The organism is Roseibium sp. AS2, from assembly GCF_038900065.1.
In the GTDB taxonomy this organism is placed as follows: domain Bacteria; phylum Pseudomonadota; class Alphaproteobacteria; order Rhizobiales; family Stappiaceae; genus Roseibium.
The window spans coordinates 196,373-213,186 of record NZ_JBBMQN010000010.1; the positions used below are offsets into that span (position 1 = coordinate 196,373).

Consider the following 16,814-nt stretch of genomic DNA (forward strand, 5'->3'; position numbering starts at 1 on the left):
GCCGCTGAAAGCGGACACATGGAATATCTGATTGCAGCAGCCTGGTCAGGGCTGCCACTCCCTGGCGCCAGGCCCGCGGAGAACGGGAAAGCTTTGCGCCGACAGACCTTCGAGAGGGGAACGGTATGAACAGCATCAAATTCAACCGCCGGACATTCCTGGCCGGCACAGGCGGGCTGGCGCTCGCCGCATCCGCGCCGGGGCTCGCCCGTGCGGCTTCCACCACCATCGGCATGATCTATGTCGGACCGAGGGACGATTTCGGCTGGAACCAGGCACATGCGGTCGCGGCCCAGGCTCTCAAGGACATTCCGGACGTCACCGTCGTCGAGGAAGAGAACGTACCGGAGACCAACGCAGTCACCAAGTCGATGGAATCCATGATCCAGCTCGACGGCGCCTCCCTGCTGTTTCCGACAAGCTTCGGCTATTTCGATCCCTTCATGATCGAGACATCGAAGAAATACCCGGACGTGGAATTCCGGCATCCGACCTCGCTCTGGTCGGCGGACAAGCATCCGGGCAATCTCGGCGGCTATTTCTGCTATCTCGACCAGGCCCATTATGTGAACGGCATCGCCGCTGGCCTGTCGACCAGGTCCAACAAGATCGGTTTCATCGCGGCCAAGCCGATCTCGCTGGTTCTGCGCAACATCAACGCCTTCACCGTAGGAGCGCGCAAGGTCAATCCGGACGTCAAGGTGCAGCTGATCATCACCGGGGAATGGTCGTTGCCGGTACGCGAAGCCGAGGCGGCGAATGCCCTGGTCGATGCGGGCTGCGACGTCATAGCCTGTCACGTGGACAGCCCGAAGGTGGTCATCGAGACGGCGGAAGCGCGCGGTGTGAAAAGCTGCGGCCACAATGCCGACCAGTCACCGCTGGCGCCCAACGGCTTCATCACCGGCGCCGAGCTGAAGTGGGGCACCGTCTATACCGCCTATGCGGAATTGATCCAGAAGGGCGAGAAACTGCCGAACCTCAACGAGGGCGGCTACGACAAGAACATGGTCGCCTCGACCCCGTTCGGCGCAGGCGCGGGCGACGAGGCCAAAGCGGCTGCCCTTGGGGCGATCGAGGAGCTCAAGGGCGGTGCGCCGATCTTTGTCGGCCCGATCAAGGACAACACCGGCAAGGTGGTCGTGGAAGAAACGCTCGGTCTTTACGACGGCGCGCTCTGGGGCACGGACTATCTCATCGAGGGTGTCGAGGGATCGATCACGTAAGCATCCACTGGGCAAGGGCCCGCCCTGAAGCCGTGAAAAGGAAACCGGTCCGCTCGGGAAGCGCGGGCCGGTCAGCTTGTTGACAAACTCACCTGGGTCATTCCGGCCGGTCTGCAGCGCAGCTGCATGACCAGAGCCGGAACCCAGCGCTTACTTCGCGCCGCAGGCGCGTCTTTATTCATGATTTCAGATACTTGACTTGCTCTGGGGCTCGCCTTCGCTCGCGCTGATGCGCCAGGTTCCGGATCAGCGCGCAGCTTCGCTGCACTTGTCCGGAATGACCAACTGAGAACCTGTCAGCAGTCTGAGCGGCCCGCGCTTACCGAGCGGGCCGGTTTTCTTTTGCCGGAAAGTTAAACGGTCGCCGTCGCGCCCCCGAGGGCTCGAACCACGTCTGGCTCCAACAATCGTGCCGCCGGCTGTTCGAAGCTCATCCGTCCCCGTTTCATGCCCCAGACCGGCCGCGCGATCTCCGCGATCGCCTGGGCTCCCGTTTCGGCGGGCACGGCGACGAATGTCGCCTCTTCTCCGACCGCCAGGACCCGGCTCCGGTTGATCAGTCGCCCGGGCGCGGCCGTGATCATGTCGAAACAGGCCTCCAGTTCGCGCGGCGTGCTCAGCTGGTGCACATTGGCGAACAGATTGGCCATTCTGGTCAGCGAGCAGTCGCCATAAGGCGTGAACGGGTTGAGCACATTGTTGGTCGCGACCGTGCAGCAGGCCCCGGCTGCATGAAAGACATGCGCCGGCGCAACGCCGCGCGGCACGAGATGATCGTGATCCCGTCCCATCAGAAAGAGATCCGTTGCCGGCAGCACCGTCAGGGCGATGCCCGCATCCTTCACCAGCGACACCGTCTCCGCGAGCTGGCGCGGCGGCAGGGCCGACAACTTCGTGACATGACCGATGGCGACCCTGTCCTGCCAGTTGAAGGACACCGTCTGCCGCGCGATCTCGTCCAGATGCCGCCAGCCAGGATCGAGATCGAAATCCAGGTGAAAATCGAGGTCGACGTCGAAACGGGCCGCCATCTCGAACAGGAGCCGGGTCTGGGCGTTCGGGTCGGTGTCCGTGTAGGGACAGCCGCCGAGCACATCGGCGCCCTTGCAAAGCGCGTCCTCCAGCAGCTCCGCCGTTCCCGGATTGTTGGTCAGCCCCTCCTGCGGAAAGACACAGATCTGCAGCTCGAGAGCCCAGGCGAAATCCTTCTTCAGCCGCAGCACGGCGTCGAAACCGGTCAGGCCGATGCCGGGGTCGATCTCGACATGGGTGCGCATGGCGTTGGTGCCCTGGACGATGGCCTTGCGCAGAACCGCCGCGCCGCGTGCGTAGACATCCTCTCCCGTAAAGCCCTTCTTGGCGGCTCCGACCGAGGCGATCGCGCCCTCCAGGGTGCCGGTTTCATTGTGGCAACGGTCCAGGATGCAGGCCTTGTCGAGATGGATATGGCTTTCGACGAAACCGGTCGTCAGCAGGGCACCGTTGCCCGGAACCTGGCGGGCGTCCGTCGCGATGCGGGGGGCGATCGCCGCGATCAGTCCGTTGCTGACAAGAAGATCCACGTGGGAGGGGTGACCTGAAAGCCTGACATCGCGAATGACGCAATCCCTCATGCCATGGCCTCCTTCACCGTTTCACCCGGTTCGCCGCCGCCCAGGTAGGCGGCCGTCAGACGCGGGTCTGCCGCAAGCTCGCCCGCCGGCCCTTCGACAACCACCCTGCCCTGTTCGAGCACATAGGCGTAGTCGGCGACCGACAGCGCCATGGTTGCCATCTGGTCGACCAGAAGAATGGTCGTGCCTTCGTCGCGCAACTCACCGAGGATGGCATAGAGCTCGTTGACCATGGCCGGGGCCAGTCCCAGGGACGGCTCGTCCAAAAGCAGGATTTCCGGACGGGCCATGAGCCCACGGGCAATCACCATCATCTGCTGCTCGCCGCCCGACAGCAGCCCGGCACGGCTGGACAGCCGCTCCTTCAGCCGCGGAAACCGGTCCAGATGGCTGGCTATTTCGGCCGCTGACATCTCCTTGCGCCGCTTGTAGGCACCCAGCTCGATATTCTCCAGAACCGTCAGCTCCGGGAACACCTGGCGCCCCTCGGGCACCAGCACAAGCCCGCGTTCGACCAGGTCATGGGGCGCCAGGTCATGGACCGCGGCATCGTTCAGGATGATCCGGCCGCCGACCGGCCGGTGCAGCCCGGAAAGCGCCGACAGGAACGTGGATTTGCCGGCACCGTTCGCCCCGAGAAGCGCAACCATCTCCCCGGGCCGCACCTTCACGGAAACATCCGTCAGCACCGGCGCCGCGCCATAGCCCGCGGTCAGCTTGAGCGTCGACAGGACGGGTGTCTCCACCGTCTCCAGCGGTACGGAGCGCGGATGCGCCGAAGAGGACCCGTCTCCCAGATAGGCGGCGATGACGGTCTCGTCGGCCTGGATTTCCGCCGGCGTGCCGAAGGCGATCGGCGTTCCGGCGTCCACCGCCAGGATCCTGTCGGAGATGCCCATGACCAGATCCATGTCATGCTCGACGAGAACCACCGCAAGGCCGAGACCGGCGATCCGGCGCAGGAGACCGGCAACGGCCTCCTTGTCCGCGCGCATCAGGCCCGCAGCGGGTTCGTCCAGCAGCAGGATCTCCGGCCGCGTTGCCAGGGCCCGCGCGATTTCGACGAGGCGCCGGTCGACATGCGGCAGGTCCCCGGCGCGCTTTTCCAGATCTCCCATATAGCCGCAGAAGCGCAACAGGCCCGCTGCCAGTTCCAGGTTCGCAGGCGACTGGACATCCTTCCAGGGATTGCCGAGCGCGCCCCTGGAAAGACCGGAGACGACATTGGCGACGACAGACAGGTTCTCGAACAGCTTTGTCGTCTGGTAGGTGCGAGCGATCCCCGCCCGCGCCACCGTGTGGGCGGGGGCGCCCGCCAGGTTCCTGCCGCCCAGCAGGATCCGCCCGTCGGAGGGCGCATAAAATCCGCTGACCATGTTGAGTATGGTCGTCTTGCCGGCGCCGTTCGGACCGATGATCGAGGTCACCTCGCCCGCCGCAATCGACAGCGAGACCCCATTGACCGCCCGGACGCCGCCGAAGGAAATGCCGAGGTTCTCGATCTCCACAATGGACCCGGCGCCTGTCTTGCGCAGCGCCTCTTCAACGGTCTCCGTCCTTGCCGTGACGATGGTCCGACTGCGGGACGGAAGAAAGGCGGAGACGGTCCCGACGATCCCGCGCGGTGCCAGGAGCAGCACCCCGATCAGCAGGCCGCCGAAGAACAGCAGACGGTATTCGGCCAGTCCGGACAGGAATTCCGGCAGGAGCACGGTCACCAGCGCGCCCGCGAGCGGTCCGAGCACTGTGCCGGAGCCCCCGATCAGGATCGCGAACAGAAACAGGATCGATTGCGAGAACGGAAAATTGCTGGGCGCGATGAACATCATCAGCGGCGTGAACACCCCGCCGGCCAGACCGGCCATGGCCGCCGCGATCACGAAGGCCGCTGACTTGACCGCGAACGGCCGGTAGCCGAGGGAGGACGCAGCGATCTCCGCGTCGCGCATGCCGGTCATGGCCATGCCCCAGCCGCTGTCGGCCAGACGCCGAAACAGGTAAAGCGCAAACCCCGCCAGGCCAACGGCCAGCAGGACAAGGTCGCGCTCGGAAAAGACATGGCCGCCGATTGCGGGCATGGGAAAGCCCATCAGGCCGTTCTGACCACCCGTCAGCGCGCGCCACTCGACCGCGCCATGCTCCACAATGAAGGCGAAGGCGATCGTGACCATCGCCAGGAACGGCCCGGCCATGCGCACGGCAGGCACGGCCAGCAAGCCGCCCGCGATACCGGCCGTGACGGCGGACAGCGGCAGGGCCAGCCAGAAGGACATCCCGGACAGCGTGGCGATGCCGCAGGCATAGGCCCCGATGGCAAAAAAGCCGACCTGGCCGAGCGACACCAGGCCTGTGAGACCGTAGAGCACATTGAGACCCGCCCCCAGAATGGTGGTCAGAGCGACAAGCCCGATCACGAACTGGGTGTATCCGCCGGTTGCCAGCACCGAGCCGATCCCCGCCAGCGTTGCAGCCAGGATCACAAGGTCCAGCCCAAGACGTTTGCCTGAAAATGACATCGGCGCTTCCTCAGACTTTCTTGACAGCCGGCCGGCCGAACAGGCCATCCGGTTTCATCGTCAGCGCCAGGATCACAAGGGCGAAGACAACGATATGGGTCGACGAGGAGCCCAGATAGGCGGTGACCAGGGCTTCGGTGAGACCATAGAGAAAACCGGCCAGAATGACGCCGGAGGCCGATGTCATGCCGCCCAGGATGGCAACCGCGAAAGCCTTCAGTCCGAAGAGGGTTCCCATGTCGGAATGGACAGAAAACAGCGGTGCGATCAACAGGCCCGCGCATCCGGCCAGCATTGCGGAAATCGCGAAGGAGCCGGAAATCATCAGCGAACAGTTGATGCCCATCAGCCGCGCGGCCTGCGTGTTCTGGACGACGGCCAGGAGCGCGCGTCCCTGCAGGGTCTTGCGGAAGAGGACATGCAAGGCCAGTGCGACGCCGACGGCGGCCACGGGAATGAGCAGTTGCTGGGGATAGAGGCCCGTACCGGCAAATTGCCAGGTGGTCTCGACGAGCGGCGACGACAGGGACCGCGGCTCGTTGCCGAAGGAAAACAGGACCGCATTGTCCAGAAAGATGCCGCCGGCGACGGTTGCCATCAGCCAGGCCTCCGATCCGCGCGATGCGAAAGGCCGCACCAGAAGGGCCTCCACCAGCATGCCGAAGAGACCGCAGCACAGGATCGCCAGGGGATAGGCCAGCCACCAGGCCAGACCGAGCCTTTCGGAAAACACGTAGCCCAGAACGGCGCCCAGCATCACCACGCTTCCTTGCGCGAAATTCACGGTGGACGAAACGGAATAGGTGATCTGGAAGCCGAGTGCGATCAGGCCATACATGCTGCCGAGGCCGATACCGGTCACCAGGGCTGCGATCATCAATGTCATGGCACGTATCCAAGTCTTTTGCGGCCCCGTCAGGCCCGGAAACAGAGCCTCCCGCACACGGAGTGCGGGAGGCGGTGATCGAATTGATGTCAGTCCTCGATCGGGATGATCTCGCCCTCGACGAAATGCGCGAAGACGTAGTCTTCCGGCGCGATGGCGTCCTGATCTTCCGGCGAGAACGGGTTGGCATAGGTCTTGATCAGGCCCTCGATGTTCTCGATCTCATACATCGCCTGGCGGATCGCGGGACCGTCCGTGGAACCGGCCTTCTCGATGGCGGCCGCGAGCAGCAGCATCGAGTCATAGGCATTGGCGATCCCGGTGGCCGGCGTCACGTCAGCCATGGTTTCGATCTCCGGGAAGGTCTCCTGAAGCTTGGCGAACATCGCCACGCCCTTGGCATCGCCTTCGGTGAAGAGATAGGTCTGGATGAAATGAAGCTTCTCGCCGCTCTTGCCGGCCAGTTCGGTGAAGCGGCCGCCAGCCGGTCCCCAATGCGAGGCCATCGGCACATCCCAGCCCATCCGGTCGAGGGATTTCACCACCTGGGCCGTGGGCGCGACATTTGCCACCACGAACAGGCCGTCGGCGCCGTTCTCCTTGAGCCTTGTGAGCTGGGGCACGACATCGACGTCGTTGCTCTCGAACTTCTCGATGCCGGCATGGTCCATGCCGCGCTTCTCAAGCGCCTTGGTCAGGCCCTTTTCGTTGGATTCGCCCCACGGATTGTTGATCAGGATCATGCCCGGCTTCTTGGAGCCGTATTTGCTAACCAGATATTCCGTAATGGCCTCGTCGACATACTCATCGACCGCCGAGACCCGGAAGATGTAATTTTCCTCCGCGCCGTTCTTGGTGATGCCCGTTCCGGCCGCCCAGGGGCCGACGAAAGGCACTTTGGCCTGGTTGGCGAAGGGAACGATGGCAAACGACACCGGCGTGTCCAGCCCGCCGATCAACGCGGCAACGCCTTCGCGCTGAACCAGTTCGCGCGCCGCGACCAGGCCCTTGCCCGGGTTGCTCTCGTCGTCACGGCTGACCAGTTCGAGCGGCTTGCCGAGCACGCCTCCCTGTTCGTTGATCTCGTCGATGGCGATGGTGAGGCCGCGCGTGATCGCCTGGCCCGATTTCGCGGATTGTCCGCTCAGGGCGGCAACAAGGCCGATCTTGATCGTTTCGGCGGCGAAGGCGGGCAGGCTGGTCGCGACGGCGAGACCGACAACACCGGACATCAGGACGCGGCGGGTCACCTTCGGAAGAAACTGTGCTGACTTCATAACTGACTCCTCTGGTCGTCCGAACCTCACGTCCGAACGCCCTGTCTCAGCAATAGTGATGCCAGAATCGCAGTTCTCATATTTTTCAACGACTTAACCAACAAAAGCGGGCCACGCCGGGTTCATCAGACGCAGCGTCGCCTAAATTGCATGCAATTTTTGCATACAAAATTTGCATGCAAAGATGCCCCGCCCTCATTATCCTTGTGCTCAGGTCAATCAATCAGCGAGACACTCCCATGAGCACCGAAGAGCAGCCGTCCCTGGAAATGCCGGAGGAAGCCCGGATCGTGCGGGCTTATCTGGACGCGTCGATGAAACCGGATCCGGATCTGGCGGCAACCTTCGTTGCCGACACCGTCGTCATCACCTTCACCGGCGGGCGGGTCTTCGACCACCCATCCGGTCCGACGGCCTTCAATGCGGGCCGTTACAAGTGGGTGAAGAAGAAGATGGACACGTTCGATGTTGCCACGGCCGGCGGACGCACCGTGGTCTATTCGGTCGGTACGCTTTACGGCGAATGGCCGGACGGCTCGCCCTTCGAGGGCAACCGCTATATCGACCGCTTCGAAGTGGCAGACGGCAAGATCGCCAGGATGGATGTCTGGAACGACAGCGCCGAGCGGATCCTGACCCGGATGGGCATCGAGGCCTGACGCGGCAGGATCCGGCTGCGGTCAGCCATCCTCGCGGGCGGCGCGGACGTAGGGTTCCAGCGCATCCAGGTAAAGCGGCGCGCCTTCGGTCTCCGGCTTGATCAGGGCGCGGTCGGCAACAGCGCCGAGATGGTGTCTCATCAGGTCGCGGGCGCGCGCCTCGTCGCCCGTCGACAACGCCTCGATGACCTCCCGGTGTTCCTGGATGCCGCAATCGGTGGAATGGGGCCGAGAATAAAGGGCGAGTGTCAGGCCGCAGCGATACCCGATTTCCTCGACATAGCGGATCAGCACCGGGCTCTCCGTCAACTGTGCGAGCAGGATGTGAAATTCCGTTGCCAGTCGGATGGACACCGGTTCGGGGCCTGTCTCGGCATCGATTTCCTTCTGCAGATGGGCATTGAGGCGCTCGAGATGGTGCTTCGAGAAATTCCTGATCAGGCGGCTGATCACCAGGTCCTCGATCTGGCCTCTCAGGTCGAAGAGATCCCGGGCCTCTTCCAGGCTCGGCGTCGCGACGACCGCTCCGCGGTTCCGCCTGAGTTCCACCAGCCCTTCGGCGTCAAGGCGTTCAAGCGCCTGCCGCACGATCGTCCGGCTCGCGCCGAAACGTTCACCCAATGCGTCCTCGGGCAGTTTCATGCCCGGCAGCAGGGCGCGTTCGAGAATGGCAGTACGCAAGGCTGCGCAAATTTGTTCGGATCGGTTCATGGAGGGTGCGGGTCTGGGATACGGACTCATTAAAGCGTGCCTTCAGGCGTCAACCTGGCACCAAAAGCACGGGGAGTGTTTCAGGCCAGGCAGCAAGCATAGACCAGCACTCTGATCGACAACAGCATTTCCGGGAGAAGAAAATACCATCTGTTCCGGCCCCAGCCGACATGGCTGGTCTGAGGGCGCCAAGACTCAGGTCTACAAGCCCGGCGACCCTGCCGCTTTGGTGCCAGCAAACTCGCAATGCCCTCAAGACGCCTGTCGGTCCGGCCCACTGATGCTGCGGCACGAGGTACCAACGCGCAAACGCGGTCTTACCCTTGTGATCCCGGGGCTGTCCGCGTCATCCTTGGCAATACGTCCAAGCAATTTATCGACTGAAAGTTCACTCAATGTCTGAGTATCCTGAACCAGGCAGGTTATGACCGGAGACCAGCCCTCCGGTGGATTGAAGCCGTCAAATCCGATCACCGACACGTCGTCCGGCACCCTCAGTCCCATGTTGGTGAGCCCGGCCATGGCGCCTTGTATCTGCGGATTTGAAATGCAGATAAGCGCCGTTGGTCTGTGTGGCTGAGCCATGAGCTCCTGGACCGCGGTGTAGGCCCCTTCCACGGTGAAGATCGCGTGTCTGACGAGGTTTTCCGAAAGCCCTGCCCCCGCCTTCTCCAGCGCGGCCTTTACGGCTTCAAACCTCTCGAAAGATGCGGAAATACCGGGCCGACCAACCAGAAATGCAATGTCCCTGTGGCCGAGACGCAGCAAATAATCGGCCACCAGCGTGCCGCCGAGTTCATTGTCGTCGGCAACGATGTCGAATTTCTCCGGCGCCACGACGCGGTCGACCAGGACGGCAGGACACGTGACGGCTTTTGCCAGATTCTCCGCATAGCCGTCTCCAAGACTGGTCGGGGCAACGATCAATCCGGCAACGCGGTGGTCAAGCATGAGCGCGATATCGCGCAATTCACGCTCCGGGTCATCCTCGCTGGAGGCCAGAAGCATGTTGTAACCCCGCTCGGCCAGGGATTTCTGCACGGCCTTTGCGAGATGTGAGGCCCAGGGCGTGGCAATATCGGGCGCAATGAACCCGATGGTCATGGTGGAGCCGCGGCGCAGGTTCTGTGCAAGCGGGTCTGGCCGGTAGCTCGCCTTTTCGACCGCTTCCCAGACCCGTTTCTTCAACTCTTCGCTGACAGGCGCCTTTCCGCTCAGGGTCGCCGATACGGTCGTCGGGGATACATTCGCCAGTCGGGCTACATCGCGTATTGTCGCCATGAGGCGCTTGCTCTCCAGATTCACGAAACGTTTCGTGCGCTACAATTTCGTAAAAATTGAAAAAATTCAAGAGCGCACAAAAACATGGGGTTGAAAGAACCGATTTCATGGGGTTATTGTGCGTATCGTTTCGTGTAAGGCATTTTTGGGTGGAGAAAAATCGCCAGAATTGGCGGTAATCCTCACACGAAACGATTTGGACACGATCCAGGGAGGACACTCACAATGTTGCGTCATACAGTTCGCGCGCTTGCAGCTGCATTGCTGCTGTCGGTAGCGACACAAGCGTCATCGGAAGAAGTTCTGCGGCTCCGGCTCAATGGAGACGTAAACACGCTCGATCCCATAGCCACCACGAATTTCACGATCCGCAATGCAGCGTATCTGATGTACGACACGCTGTTCGCGCTCGATGAGAACTACACGGTTCAGCCGCAAATGGCCGAAGGCGCGTCCGTGTCGGATGATGGCCTGACCTACACGATCACTCTGCGCGACGGCCTCAAGTTTCACGACGGCAGTGACGTGACCGCGCAGGATGCGGTTGCCTCGATCAAGCGTTGGGGAAGCGTCGACGGCCTTGGCCGTATTCTTTTCGGCAAGATGGAGACCATCGAAGCCACGGACGACAGCACCCTCGTTCTGACCCTGAACGAGCCGTGGGGTCTCGTTCTGGACGCGCTTGGCAAGATTTCCTCCAACGTTCCGGTTATCATGCCTGCCGAAATGGCGGCCAAACCGGCGTCGGAGCCCATCGAAGTGCCGATGGGCTCGGGTCCTTACCGCTTGTTGCCGGATGAATGGGTGCCCGGTTCCATCGTGGTTCTTGAAAAATTTGAAGACTACGTTCCGCGTGACGAACCTGCCAGCATGGCAGCAGGAGGCAAGGTCGCCCATTTCGACCGTGTCGAACTCCAGTACATTCCCGATACCGCGACAGCCATCAATGCTCTGATCGCCGGCGAGATCGACTGGATCGAGGAAGTGCCGGCGGACATGCTCATGTTCTTTGACGGTGTGGAAACCGCAAAGACAATCGCTGCCCGTCAATCCGGCAACTCCATGCAGCTGGTGGTCAATCACCTGAACCCGCCATTCGACAACCCGAAGGTGCGTCAGGCGCTGCAATGGGCCATCGAGCAGACGCCGTTCCTGCAGGCTGCCTATGGTGATGCGACGGACCGCTACCTGGAATGCGCTGCCGTCTTCTTCTGTGACACGCCTTATGCAAGCGACATCAACACGGATGGAGTGCTGCAACGTGACCCGGACAAGGCAAAGGCGTTGCTCGAAGAGGCCGGCTATGACGGCACGCCGGTTCTTCTGATGCATGTCACCGATATCTCGACCCACGACATCTACTATTCCGTGCTGAAACCGATGCTCGAAGAAGCAGGGTTCAATGTCGAGGTGCAACCCGCGGACTGGGCGACCGTTGCAACACGCCGGGCGTCCAAGGAACCTGTCGCCGACGGTGGCTGGAACCTGTTCTTCACAGGCTGGGGCTTTGTCGATCAGTCAAACCCGATGACAAACGTCTATGTCTCGGGTGATTGCGGTGACGCCTGGTTCGGCTGGGCCTGCTCTGAAGAACTGCAGAAGCTTCGTCAGGAATTTGCAAACGCACCCACGGACGAAGAGCGCCGGAAGCTGGCGGCGCGCATGCAGGAGGTCACCCATGATCTCGTGAGTTACGTGCCGGTCGGACAGGCCTTCCCTTCCATCGGCATTGCGTCCGATCTGAAAGGTTACATCGACGGGCCTGTGCCTTTCTTCTGGAACGTGCACCGGGTCAACTGAGACAGAGCTGCCGCCGTTCAGGCGGCAGCACCACCGGAGCGCTGGGGGAGAAACATGCTTCGTTATTGTGCCACCAGACTGATCGCAGGCATCCCGACACTGCTGCTGGTCTCGATCTTCATCTACTCACTGATTCATCTGACACCTGGCGATCCTGCCGTCCTGCTGGCAGGTGACAATGCCACGCCTTCGCAGGTGAACGAGATCCGTGCCCGGCTGAATCTCGACCTGCCTCTCTGGCAACAGTTCTCGATCTGGTTCTCCGACGCCCTGAGGCTTGATCTCGGCGCCTCGATCTATTCCGGCAAACCCGTCACCTGGCTGATTGCACAACGGGTGGAGCCGACGCTTGTCTTGAGCCTGACCACGCTCGTGCTGACCGTGCTGATCTCCATACCGCTCGGCGCCGTCGCGGCATGGAAGGCCAACAGCATTGTCGACCGACTTTGCATGGCATTCGCGGTGATCGGATTTTCCGTTCCGGTTTTTGTCATCGCCTACATGCTTGTCTACCTGTTTGCCGTTGAATGGCGCATTTTCCCGGTGCAGGGGTACAAACCCTTGTCAAACGGCCTGCTGACAACGCTTCATTCCGTGACCTTGCCCGCAGTTTCGCTGGCACTTGTTTTCTCCGCACTCATCGCAAGGGTAACGCGCGCCTCCGTGCTGGACGCGCTTGGTGAAAACTATATTCGCACAGCGCGCGCCAAGGGCTTGTCTGCACCGCGCATCCTGTTTCTACACGCCCTGAAATCCGTTGGCGTTCCGGTGGTGACCGTGGTGGGCATCGGCTTCGCCACTCTGATCGGCGGCGTCGTCGTCACAGAAAGTGTCTTCAATATTCCGGGAATTGGACGGCTGACCGTTGATGCAATCACGCAGCGCGACTACCCGGTCATTCAGGGAGTGATCCTGTTCTTTTCCGCGTCGCTGATCCTGATCAACCTGCTGGTCGATCTGAGCTACGCACTGATCGACCCCCGTGTGAAAGGCTGACCGTTGATGACTGACCAGCCCTTCGTTCCAGGTGGAACGTCCCTTCAGGAAGACACAAGCCGTGCCGCCGGCAGAGTGGTCAGGCGACCGATCCTCGAAGCGCTTCTTGTCGCCATGAAAGAACCATGGACGATTGTATGCCTGACGGTTCTCGGCGGGTTCGTTCTGGTCGCGGCTTTTGCGCCGCTGATTGCCGGTGACCCGATGGCCATAAACCCGGCCCTGCGGTTGAAACCGCCTTCGCCCGATGCCTGGTGGGGCCGGGACCATCTCGGTCGGGATGTCTTTTCCCGCGCCGTTTTCGGAACGAGAATATCGCTCATCATCGGTTTCTCGGTTGCCGTCATTGCGGTGATACCGGGCGTGACCCTTGGCGTTCTGGCCGGCCTGACCAAGATCGGCGGCACCATCGTCATGCGTATCGTCGATGCGATGATGGCCATTCCCGCCGTCCTTCTGGCAATCGCGCTGGCTGCCCTTCTTCAGCCGGGCCTGACGACCGTCATCATCGCGATTTCGATTCCGGAAATTCCGCGAATGGTGCGTCTTGTGAGGTCTGTCGTCCTGTCCATTCGCGAGCAACCCTATGTGGACGCGGCGATTTCCGTCGGCACCGGAGGGCTGCCTCTTGTCTTCCGTCATGTGCTGCCGAACACGGTTGCCCCGGTGATCGTCCAGGCGACCTATGCGGCCGCATCGGCGATCATTGCGGCGGCCATCCTGTCCTTTCTGGGTGTCGGTACGCCACCGGATGTTCCCAGCTGGGGCGGCATGATGGCCGATGCGCGCAAGTATTTTCAGTTCTATCCCAGTCTGATGGCCTATCCGGGGGTCCTCCTGTCCCTTCTGGTTCTCGTGACCAACGTCCTGGGGGACCGCCTGTCGGATGTTCTTGATCCACGCAAATCGACAAGGAGGCTGTGACATGGGCGATCCCTTGCAATCCGATCCGGTTCTGAATGTCAGAAACCTCTCGGTCTCATTTGGCAAAGGTGAGGGAAAACTGCAGGCACTGGACGGGGTCTCGCTATCGGTCGGCAGAGGCGAGATCCGGGCGCTGGTGGGTGAGAGTGGTTGCGGCAAGAGCGTGACCATGATGGCCATCCTGGGTCTCTTGCCCCTGAAATCAGCATCGATCGAAGCAGACGCGATCCACCTCGGGGATACGGATCTGCGTTCGGCGCGCCCGTCTCTCCTGAGGTCCATAAGGGGCCGCCGCATAGGCATGATCTTTCAGGACCCCATGACCTCGCTGACCCCGGTCCATACGGTCGGATATCAGATTGGCGAAGGTCTGCGGCAACACTTCAAGATGTCCCGCAACGAAGCGCGGGCACGCGCGCTCGACCTTATGGATCTGGTGCGTATTCCGGCTCCCCGCAGTCGTCTCAATGCCTATCCGCATGAACTTTCAGGTGGCATGCGTCAGAGAGTGATGATCGCCATGGCTCTTGCCTGCAATCCGGAACTCCTGATCGCGGATGAACCGACCACGGCACTCGATGTCACCGTTCAGGCGCAGATCCTCAATCTGATTTCGGACCTGAGGGACGAACTCGGGATGAGTGTCGTGTTGATCACCCATGATCTCGGTGTGGTCGCGGCAGCCGCTGACAGCGTGTCGGTCATGTATGCCGGACGCATCGTCGAGGAAGCCCCGGTTCACGAGATTTTCCGCAACCCGACACACGGGTATACCGCCGGGTTGCTGAAATCCATGCCCTCGGAAGGTTCACAGGCACATGAACGGCTCACGGAAATTCCCGGAAGCGTTCCCCGGCTGACCGATCGTATGCCTGGCTGTGCCTTCCACGACAGATGCGCCTTCGCTTCTCCGGACTGTCGTGCGGCGCCGCCCGAGGCTCTCGAAGTGGCAAGCAACCATTTCACCCGGTGCAGAAATCACGACCAGGTTTCCGCTGCCATGAAAAGCCACCCGATCGTCGAGGCCTGGGCATGAACACGGCAACACCACTCATTGAAGTCAGACAGGTAAGCCGGTCGTTTCCGGTCGGCCGTACCCTGTTGGGCAAACCCCGAAACACGGTCAGGGCTCTGGACGGAATTGATCTTGAATTGCGCAGGGGCGAAACACTCGGTCTGGTCGGAGAAAGCGGCTGCGGCAAGTCCACGCTTGCCCGGTTGCTTGTCGCACTCGATCAGCCTAGCAGCGGTGACGTTGTCTTTGAAGGCCATTGTCTGAACAGGTTGTCCCGCCGGAAATTGCGGAAAGAGCGCAAGCGCATCCAGATGATCTTTCAGGATCCCCTCGCCTCGCTCAACCCGCGCATGACGGTCCGCGCGTCGATTGCAGAGCCCCTTGGCAACTTCCTGCCGCAGGCCGGAGTTGATGCCGATGACCTGGTTGACGAGCTGGCACTGCAGGTTGGATTGAGCCTCCATCACCTGGACCGGTTTCCGCATGAACTCTCCGGCGGCCAGTGCCAGAGAGTGGGCATTGCCCGGGCAATTGTCAGCAGTCCGGACGTGATCGTTGCAGATGAACCGGTGTCGGCGCTGGATGTCTCCATTCAGGCGCAAATCCTGAACCTGCTCTTCGACATCAAGGACCGTATGGGCCTGTCGATGATCTTCGTGTCGCACGACCTTTCCGTCGTTTCCCACGTCTCGGATCGTGTCGCCGTCATGTATCTCGGGCGGATCGTGGAGGTTGGGCCTTCAAGGGAGCTTTTTGAATCTCCGCAACATCCCTACACCAAAATGCTCCTCGAGGCCCTGCCGCACCCGCGGCCGGAGGCCAGGACGCGACGTCCTGAGGTCAAGGGAGAGTTGCCAAGTCCTCTCAATCCGCCGGCCGGCTGTCATTTCAGGACCAGATGTCCGAAAGCCGTTTCCGAATGTGCTTCCGTCATTCCGGCTCTGAAGCAAACCGCCTCGATCGAACACTCGGCCGCCTGCCATCTGGTGCCGGCCCGACTGGAAGGAAGCAACAGTGACTGAACCGCTCGTTCTCGTCCCCGGTCTTCAGTCCGATGCCAGTTCCTGGTTGCCGCTCATGGAGCGGCTTGGCTTGCATTTTCCCCTGATCGTCCCCAGAGGGCATCAGTTTTCGCCTTCCATAGCCGAAATGGCGGAGACGGTGGCACGGCAGTCGCCGGACAGGTTTCATCTGACCGGCTGGTCCATGGGCGGCTATATTGCGTTCGAAATCTTGCGCAGGTGGCCCGAACGGCTGATCAGTCTCACATTGATTGCAACGACCGCCGCGCCGGAAACCCCGGACTCGCGCATCAGGCGCCGGGAAGCACTGGATCGAGCACGGCGCCAGGGACTGAGAGACTATCAGACCGTAAATCTGAAAAACTGTCTTTTCGATCCTGAAAAATATGACCGGGAAAGGCTGGAAGCCATGGTCCAGGCTTCTGAAACGCTTGGGTACGAAGCGCTCGCAATTCAGACCAGAGCAATCATGGCACGTCCTGACAGCAGGTCTTCGCTCGCAGACTGTGCCTGTCCCTTGACAATTCTGGCCGGCGAAGAGGACCAGATCATATCCGTCCGCCATTCCAGAGAGATGCACGCTCTTGTGCCAAACTCCCAACTTCATATCATCCCTGATTGCGGCCATTGCCCGCCGATAGAATATCCGGATCTGGTCGCCGAGAAGCTGACAGCCCGGCTTGACGCAATCGAAAACAACGACGATGCGCAATTGAGACTGGTGCAAGAGGCACAGTCGTGACCGGCCCCTCTCGATCGTCCATCACATGCCTCAACGACGCCAGTCCGCATCTGCTTGATAACCTGCAAAGTCTTTCGCTGGACTTTCAGGTCCCCGTTTTTCCGTTCGCTTTGTTGCACCTCGGCATTTGAACGTGAGACAGCCCT

General features: G+C 61.4%; 14 protein-coding genes. 8 read left to right on the forward strand and 6 right to left on the reverse strand.

What is annotated here, in order from left to right; genetic code table 11:
* The first annotated feature begins 125 nt into the window (after nucleotides 1–125).
* Nucleotides 126–1,226, forward strand: a complete 1,101-nt coding sequence (locus tag WNZ15_RS24545) for a BMP family ABC transporter substrate-binding protein (RefSeq protein WP_342895676.1) — start codon at nucleotides 126–128, stop codon at nucleotides 1,224–1,226.
* Nucleotides 1,227–1,579: 353 nt separating this feature from the next.
* On the opposite strand, the gene WNZ15_RS24550 is transcribed toward WNZ15_RS24545, so the two are convergent.
* From WNZ15_RS24550 to WNZ15_RS24565, 4 genes are all read right to left on the reverse strand, one after another.
* A complete protein-coding gene (locus WNZ15_RS24550; RefSeq protein WP_342895677.1) occupies nucleotides 1,580–2,839 on the reverse strand; it encodes an amidohydrolase family protein in 1,260 nt (419 codons plus the stop codon).
* Nucleotides 2,836–5,355, reverse strand: coding sequence for a branched-chain amino acid ABC transporter ATP-binding protein/permease (locus tag WNZ15_RS24555; RefSeq protein ID WP_342895678.1), 2,520 nt, complete (start codon nucleotides 5,353–5,355; stop codon nucleotides 2,836–2,838). Before WNZ15_RS24555 ends, WNZ15_RS24550 begins: the two co-directional genes overlap by 4 nt.
* Nucleotides 5,356–5,365: 10 nt before the next feature.
* The gene (locus tag WNZ15_RS24560; protein WP_342895694.1) at nucleotides 5,366–6,235 is read right to left on the reverse strand and encodes a branched-chain amino acid ABC transporter permease; all 870 of its coding nucleotides are present in this window, start codon (nucleotides 6,233–6,235) and stop codon (nucleotides 5,366–5,368) included.
* A 95-nt stretch (nucleotides 6,236–6,330) separates the two neighbouring features.
* Nucleotides 6,331–7,518 (reverse strand): ABC transporter substrate-binding protein, encoded by a 1,188-nt coding sequence (locus WNZ15_RS24565; protein ID WP_342895679.1) that lies wholly within the window; start codon nucleotides 7,516–7,518, stop codon nucleotides 6,331–6,333.
* A 239-nt stretch (nucleotides 7,519–7,757) separates the two neighbouring features.
* Here WNZ15_RS24565 and WNZ15_RS24570 point away from each other — a divergent pair, with 239 nt between their 5' ends.
* Nucleotides 7,758–8,177: a nuclear transport factor 2 family protein gene (locus WNZ15_RS24570; RefSeq protein WP_342895680.1), complete on the forward strand. Its 420-nt coding sequence runs from the start codon at nucleotides 7,758–7,760 to the stop codon at nucleotides 8,175–8,177.
* Between the two features lie 21 nt (nucleotides 8,178–8,198).
* Here the strand turns inward: WNZ15_RS24570 and WNZ15_RS24575 are convergent, their stop codons facing one another.
* Nucleotides 8,199–8,918 (reverse strand): GntR family transcriptional regulator, encoded by a 720-nt coding sequence (locus tag WNZ15_RS24575; RefSeq protein WP_342895681.1) that lies wholly within the window; start codon nucleotides 8,916–8,918, stop codon nucleotides 8,199–8,201.
* A 222-nt stretch (nucleotides 8,919–9,140) separates the two neighbouring features.
* On the reverse strand, nucleotides 9,141–10,169 hold the full coding sequence (locus tag WNZ15_RS24580) for a LacI family DNA-binding transcriptional regulator (protein WP_342895682.1): 1,029 nt from the start codon (nucleotides 10,167–10,169) through the stop codon (nucleotides 9,141–9,143).
* Nucleotides 10,170–10,394: 225 nt separating this feature from the next.
* Between WNZ15_RS24580 and WNZ15_RS24585 the strand changes: the two genes are divergently transcribed.
* The 6 genes from WNZ15_RS24585 to WNZ15_RS24610 are packed head-to-tail and all read left to right on the forward strand — an operon-like array spanning nucleotide 10,395 to nucleotide 16,668.
* Entirely contained in the window at nucleotides 10,395–11,969 is a 1,575-nt protein-coding gene (locus WNZ15_RS24585) for an ABC transporter substrate-binding protein (protein ID WP_342895683.1), read from the forward strand.
* Nucleotides 11,970–12,023: 54 nt separating this feature from the next.
* Entirely contained in the window at nucleotides 12,024–12,965 is a 942-nt protein-coding gene (locus WNZ15_RS24590; protein WP_342895684.1) for an ABC transporter permease, read from the forward strand.
* A gap of 6 nt (nucleotides 12,966–12,971) precedes the next feature.
* Entirely contained in the window at nucleotides 12,972–13,889 is a 918-nt protein-coding gene (locus WNZ15_RS24595) for an ABC transporter permease (protein ID WP_342895685.1), read from the forward strand.
* A gap of 1 nt (nucleotide 13,890) precedes the next feature.
* Nucleotides 13,891–14,925 carry an ABC transporter ATP-binding protein gene (locus WNZ15_RS24600; RefSeq protein ID WP_342895686.1) on the forward strand — a complete coding sequence of 345 codons (1,035 nt, stop codon included), beginning with the start codon at nucleotides 13,891–13,893 and terminating at the stop codon, nucleotides 14,923–14,925.
* Nucleotides 14,922–15,926 carry an oligopeptide/dipeptide ABC transporter ATP-binding protein gene (locus WNZ15_RS24605; protein WP_342895687.1) on the forward strand — a complete coding sequence of 335 codons (1,005 nt, stop codon included), beginning with the start codon at nucleotides 14,922–14,924 and terminating at the stop codon, nucleotides 15,924–15,926. The genes WNZ15_RS24600 and WNZ15_RS24605 overlap by 4 nt, the downstream gene beginning before the upstream one ends.
* Entirely contained in the window at nucleotides 15,919–16,668 is a 750-nt protein-coding gene (locus WNZ15_RS24610; RefSeq protein ID WP_342895688.1) for an alpha/beta hydrolase, read from the forward strand. The genes WNZ15_RS24605 and WNZ15_RS24610 overlap by 8 nt, the downstream gene beginning before the upstream one ends.
* Nucleotides 16,669–16,814 lie beyond the last annotated feature (146 nt).

Coding starts and splice junctions, on each gene's coding strand:
- WNZ15_RS24545 (WP_342895676.1), top strand. CDS start 126: ATGAACAGCATCAAATTCAACCGCCGGACATTCCTGGCCGGCACAGGC.
- WNZ15_RS24550 (WP_342895677.1), bottom strand. CDS start 2,839: ATGAGGGATTGCGTCATTCGCGATGTCAGGCTTTCAGGTCACCCCTCC.
- WNZ15_RS24555 (WP_342895678.1), bottom strand. CDS start 5,355: ATGTCATTTTCAGGCAAACGTCTTGGGCTGGACCTTGTGATCCTGGCT.
- WNZ15_RS24565 (WP_342895679.1), bottom strand. CDS start 7,518: ATGAAGTCAGCACAGTTTCTTCCGAAGGTGACCCGCCGCGTCCTGATG.
- WNZ15_RS24570 (WP_342895680.1), top strand. CDS start 7,758: ATGAGCACCGAAGAGCAGCCGTCCCTGGAAATGCCGGAGGAAGCCCGG.
- WNZ15_RS24575 (WP_342895681.1), bottom strand. CDS start 8,918: ATGAGTCCGTATCCCAGACCCGCACCCTCCATGAACCGATCCGAACAA.
- WNZ15_RS24580 (WP_342895682.1), bottom strand. CDS start 10,169: ATGGCGACAATACGCGATGTAGCCCGACTGGCGAATGTATCCCCGACG.
- WNZ15_RS24585 (WP_342895683.1), top strand. CDS start 10,395: ATGTTGCGTCATACAGTTCGCGCGCTTGCAGCTGCATTGCTGCTGTCG.
- WNZ15_RS24590 (WP_342895684.1), top strand. CDS start 12,024: ATGCTTCGTTATTGTGCCACCAGACTGATCGCAGGCATCCCGACACTG.
- WNZ15_RS24595 (WP_342895685.1), top strand. CDS start 12,972: ATGACTGACCAGCCCTTCGTTCCAGGTGGAACGTCCCTTCAGGAAGAC.
- WNZ15_RS24600 (WP_342895686.1), top strand. CDS start 13,891: ATGGGCGATCCCTTGCAATCCGATCCGGTTCTGAATGTCAGAAACCTC.
- WNZ15_RS24605 (WP_342895687.1), top strand. CDS start 14,922: ATGAACACGGCAACACCACTCATTGAAGTCAGACAGGTAAGCCGGTCG.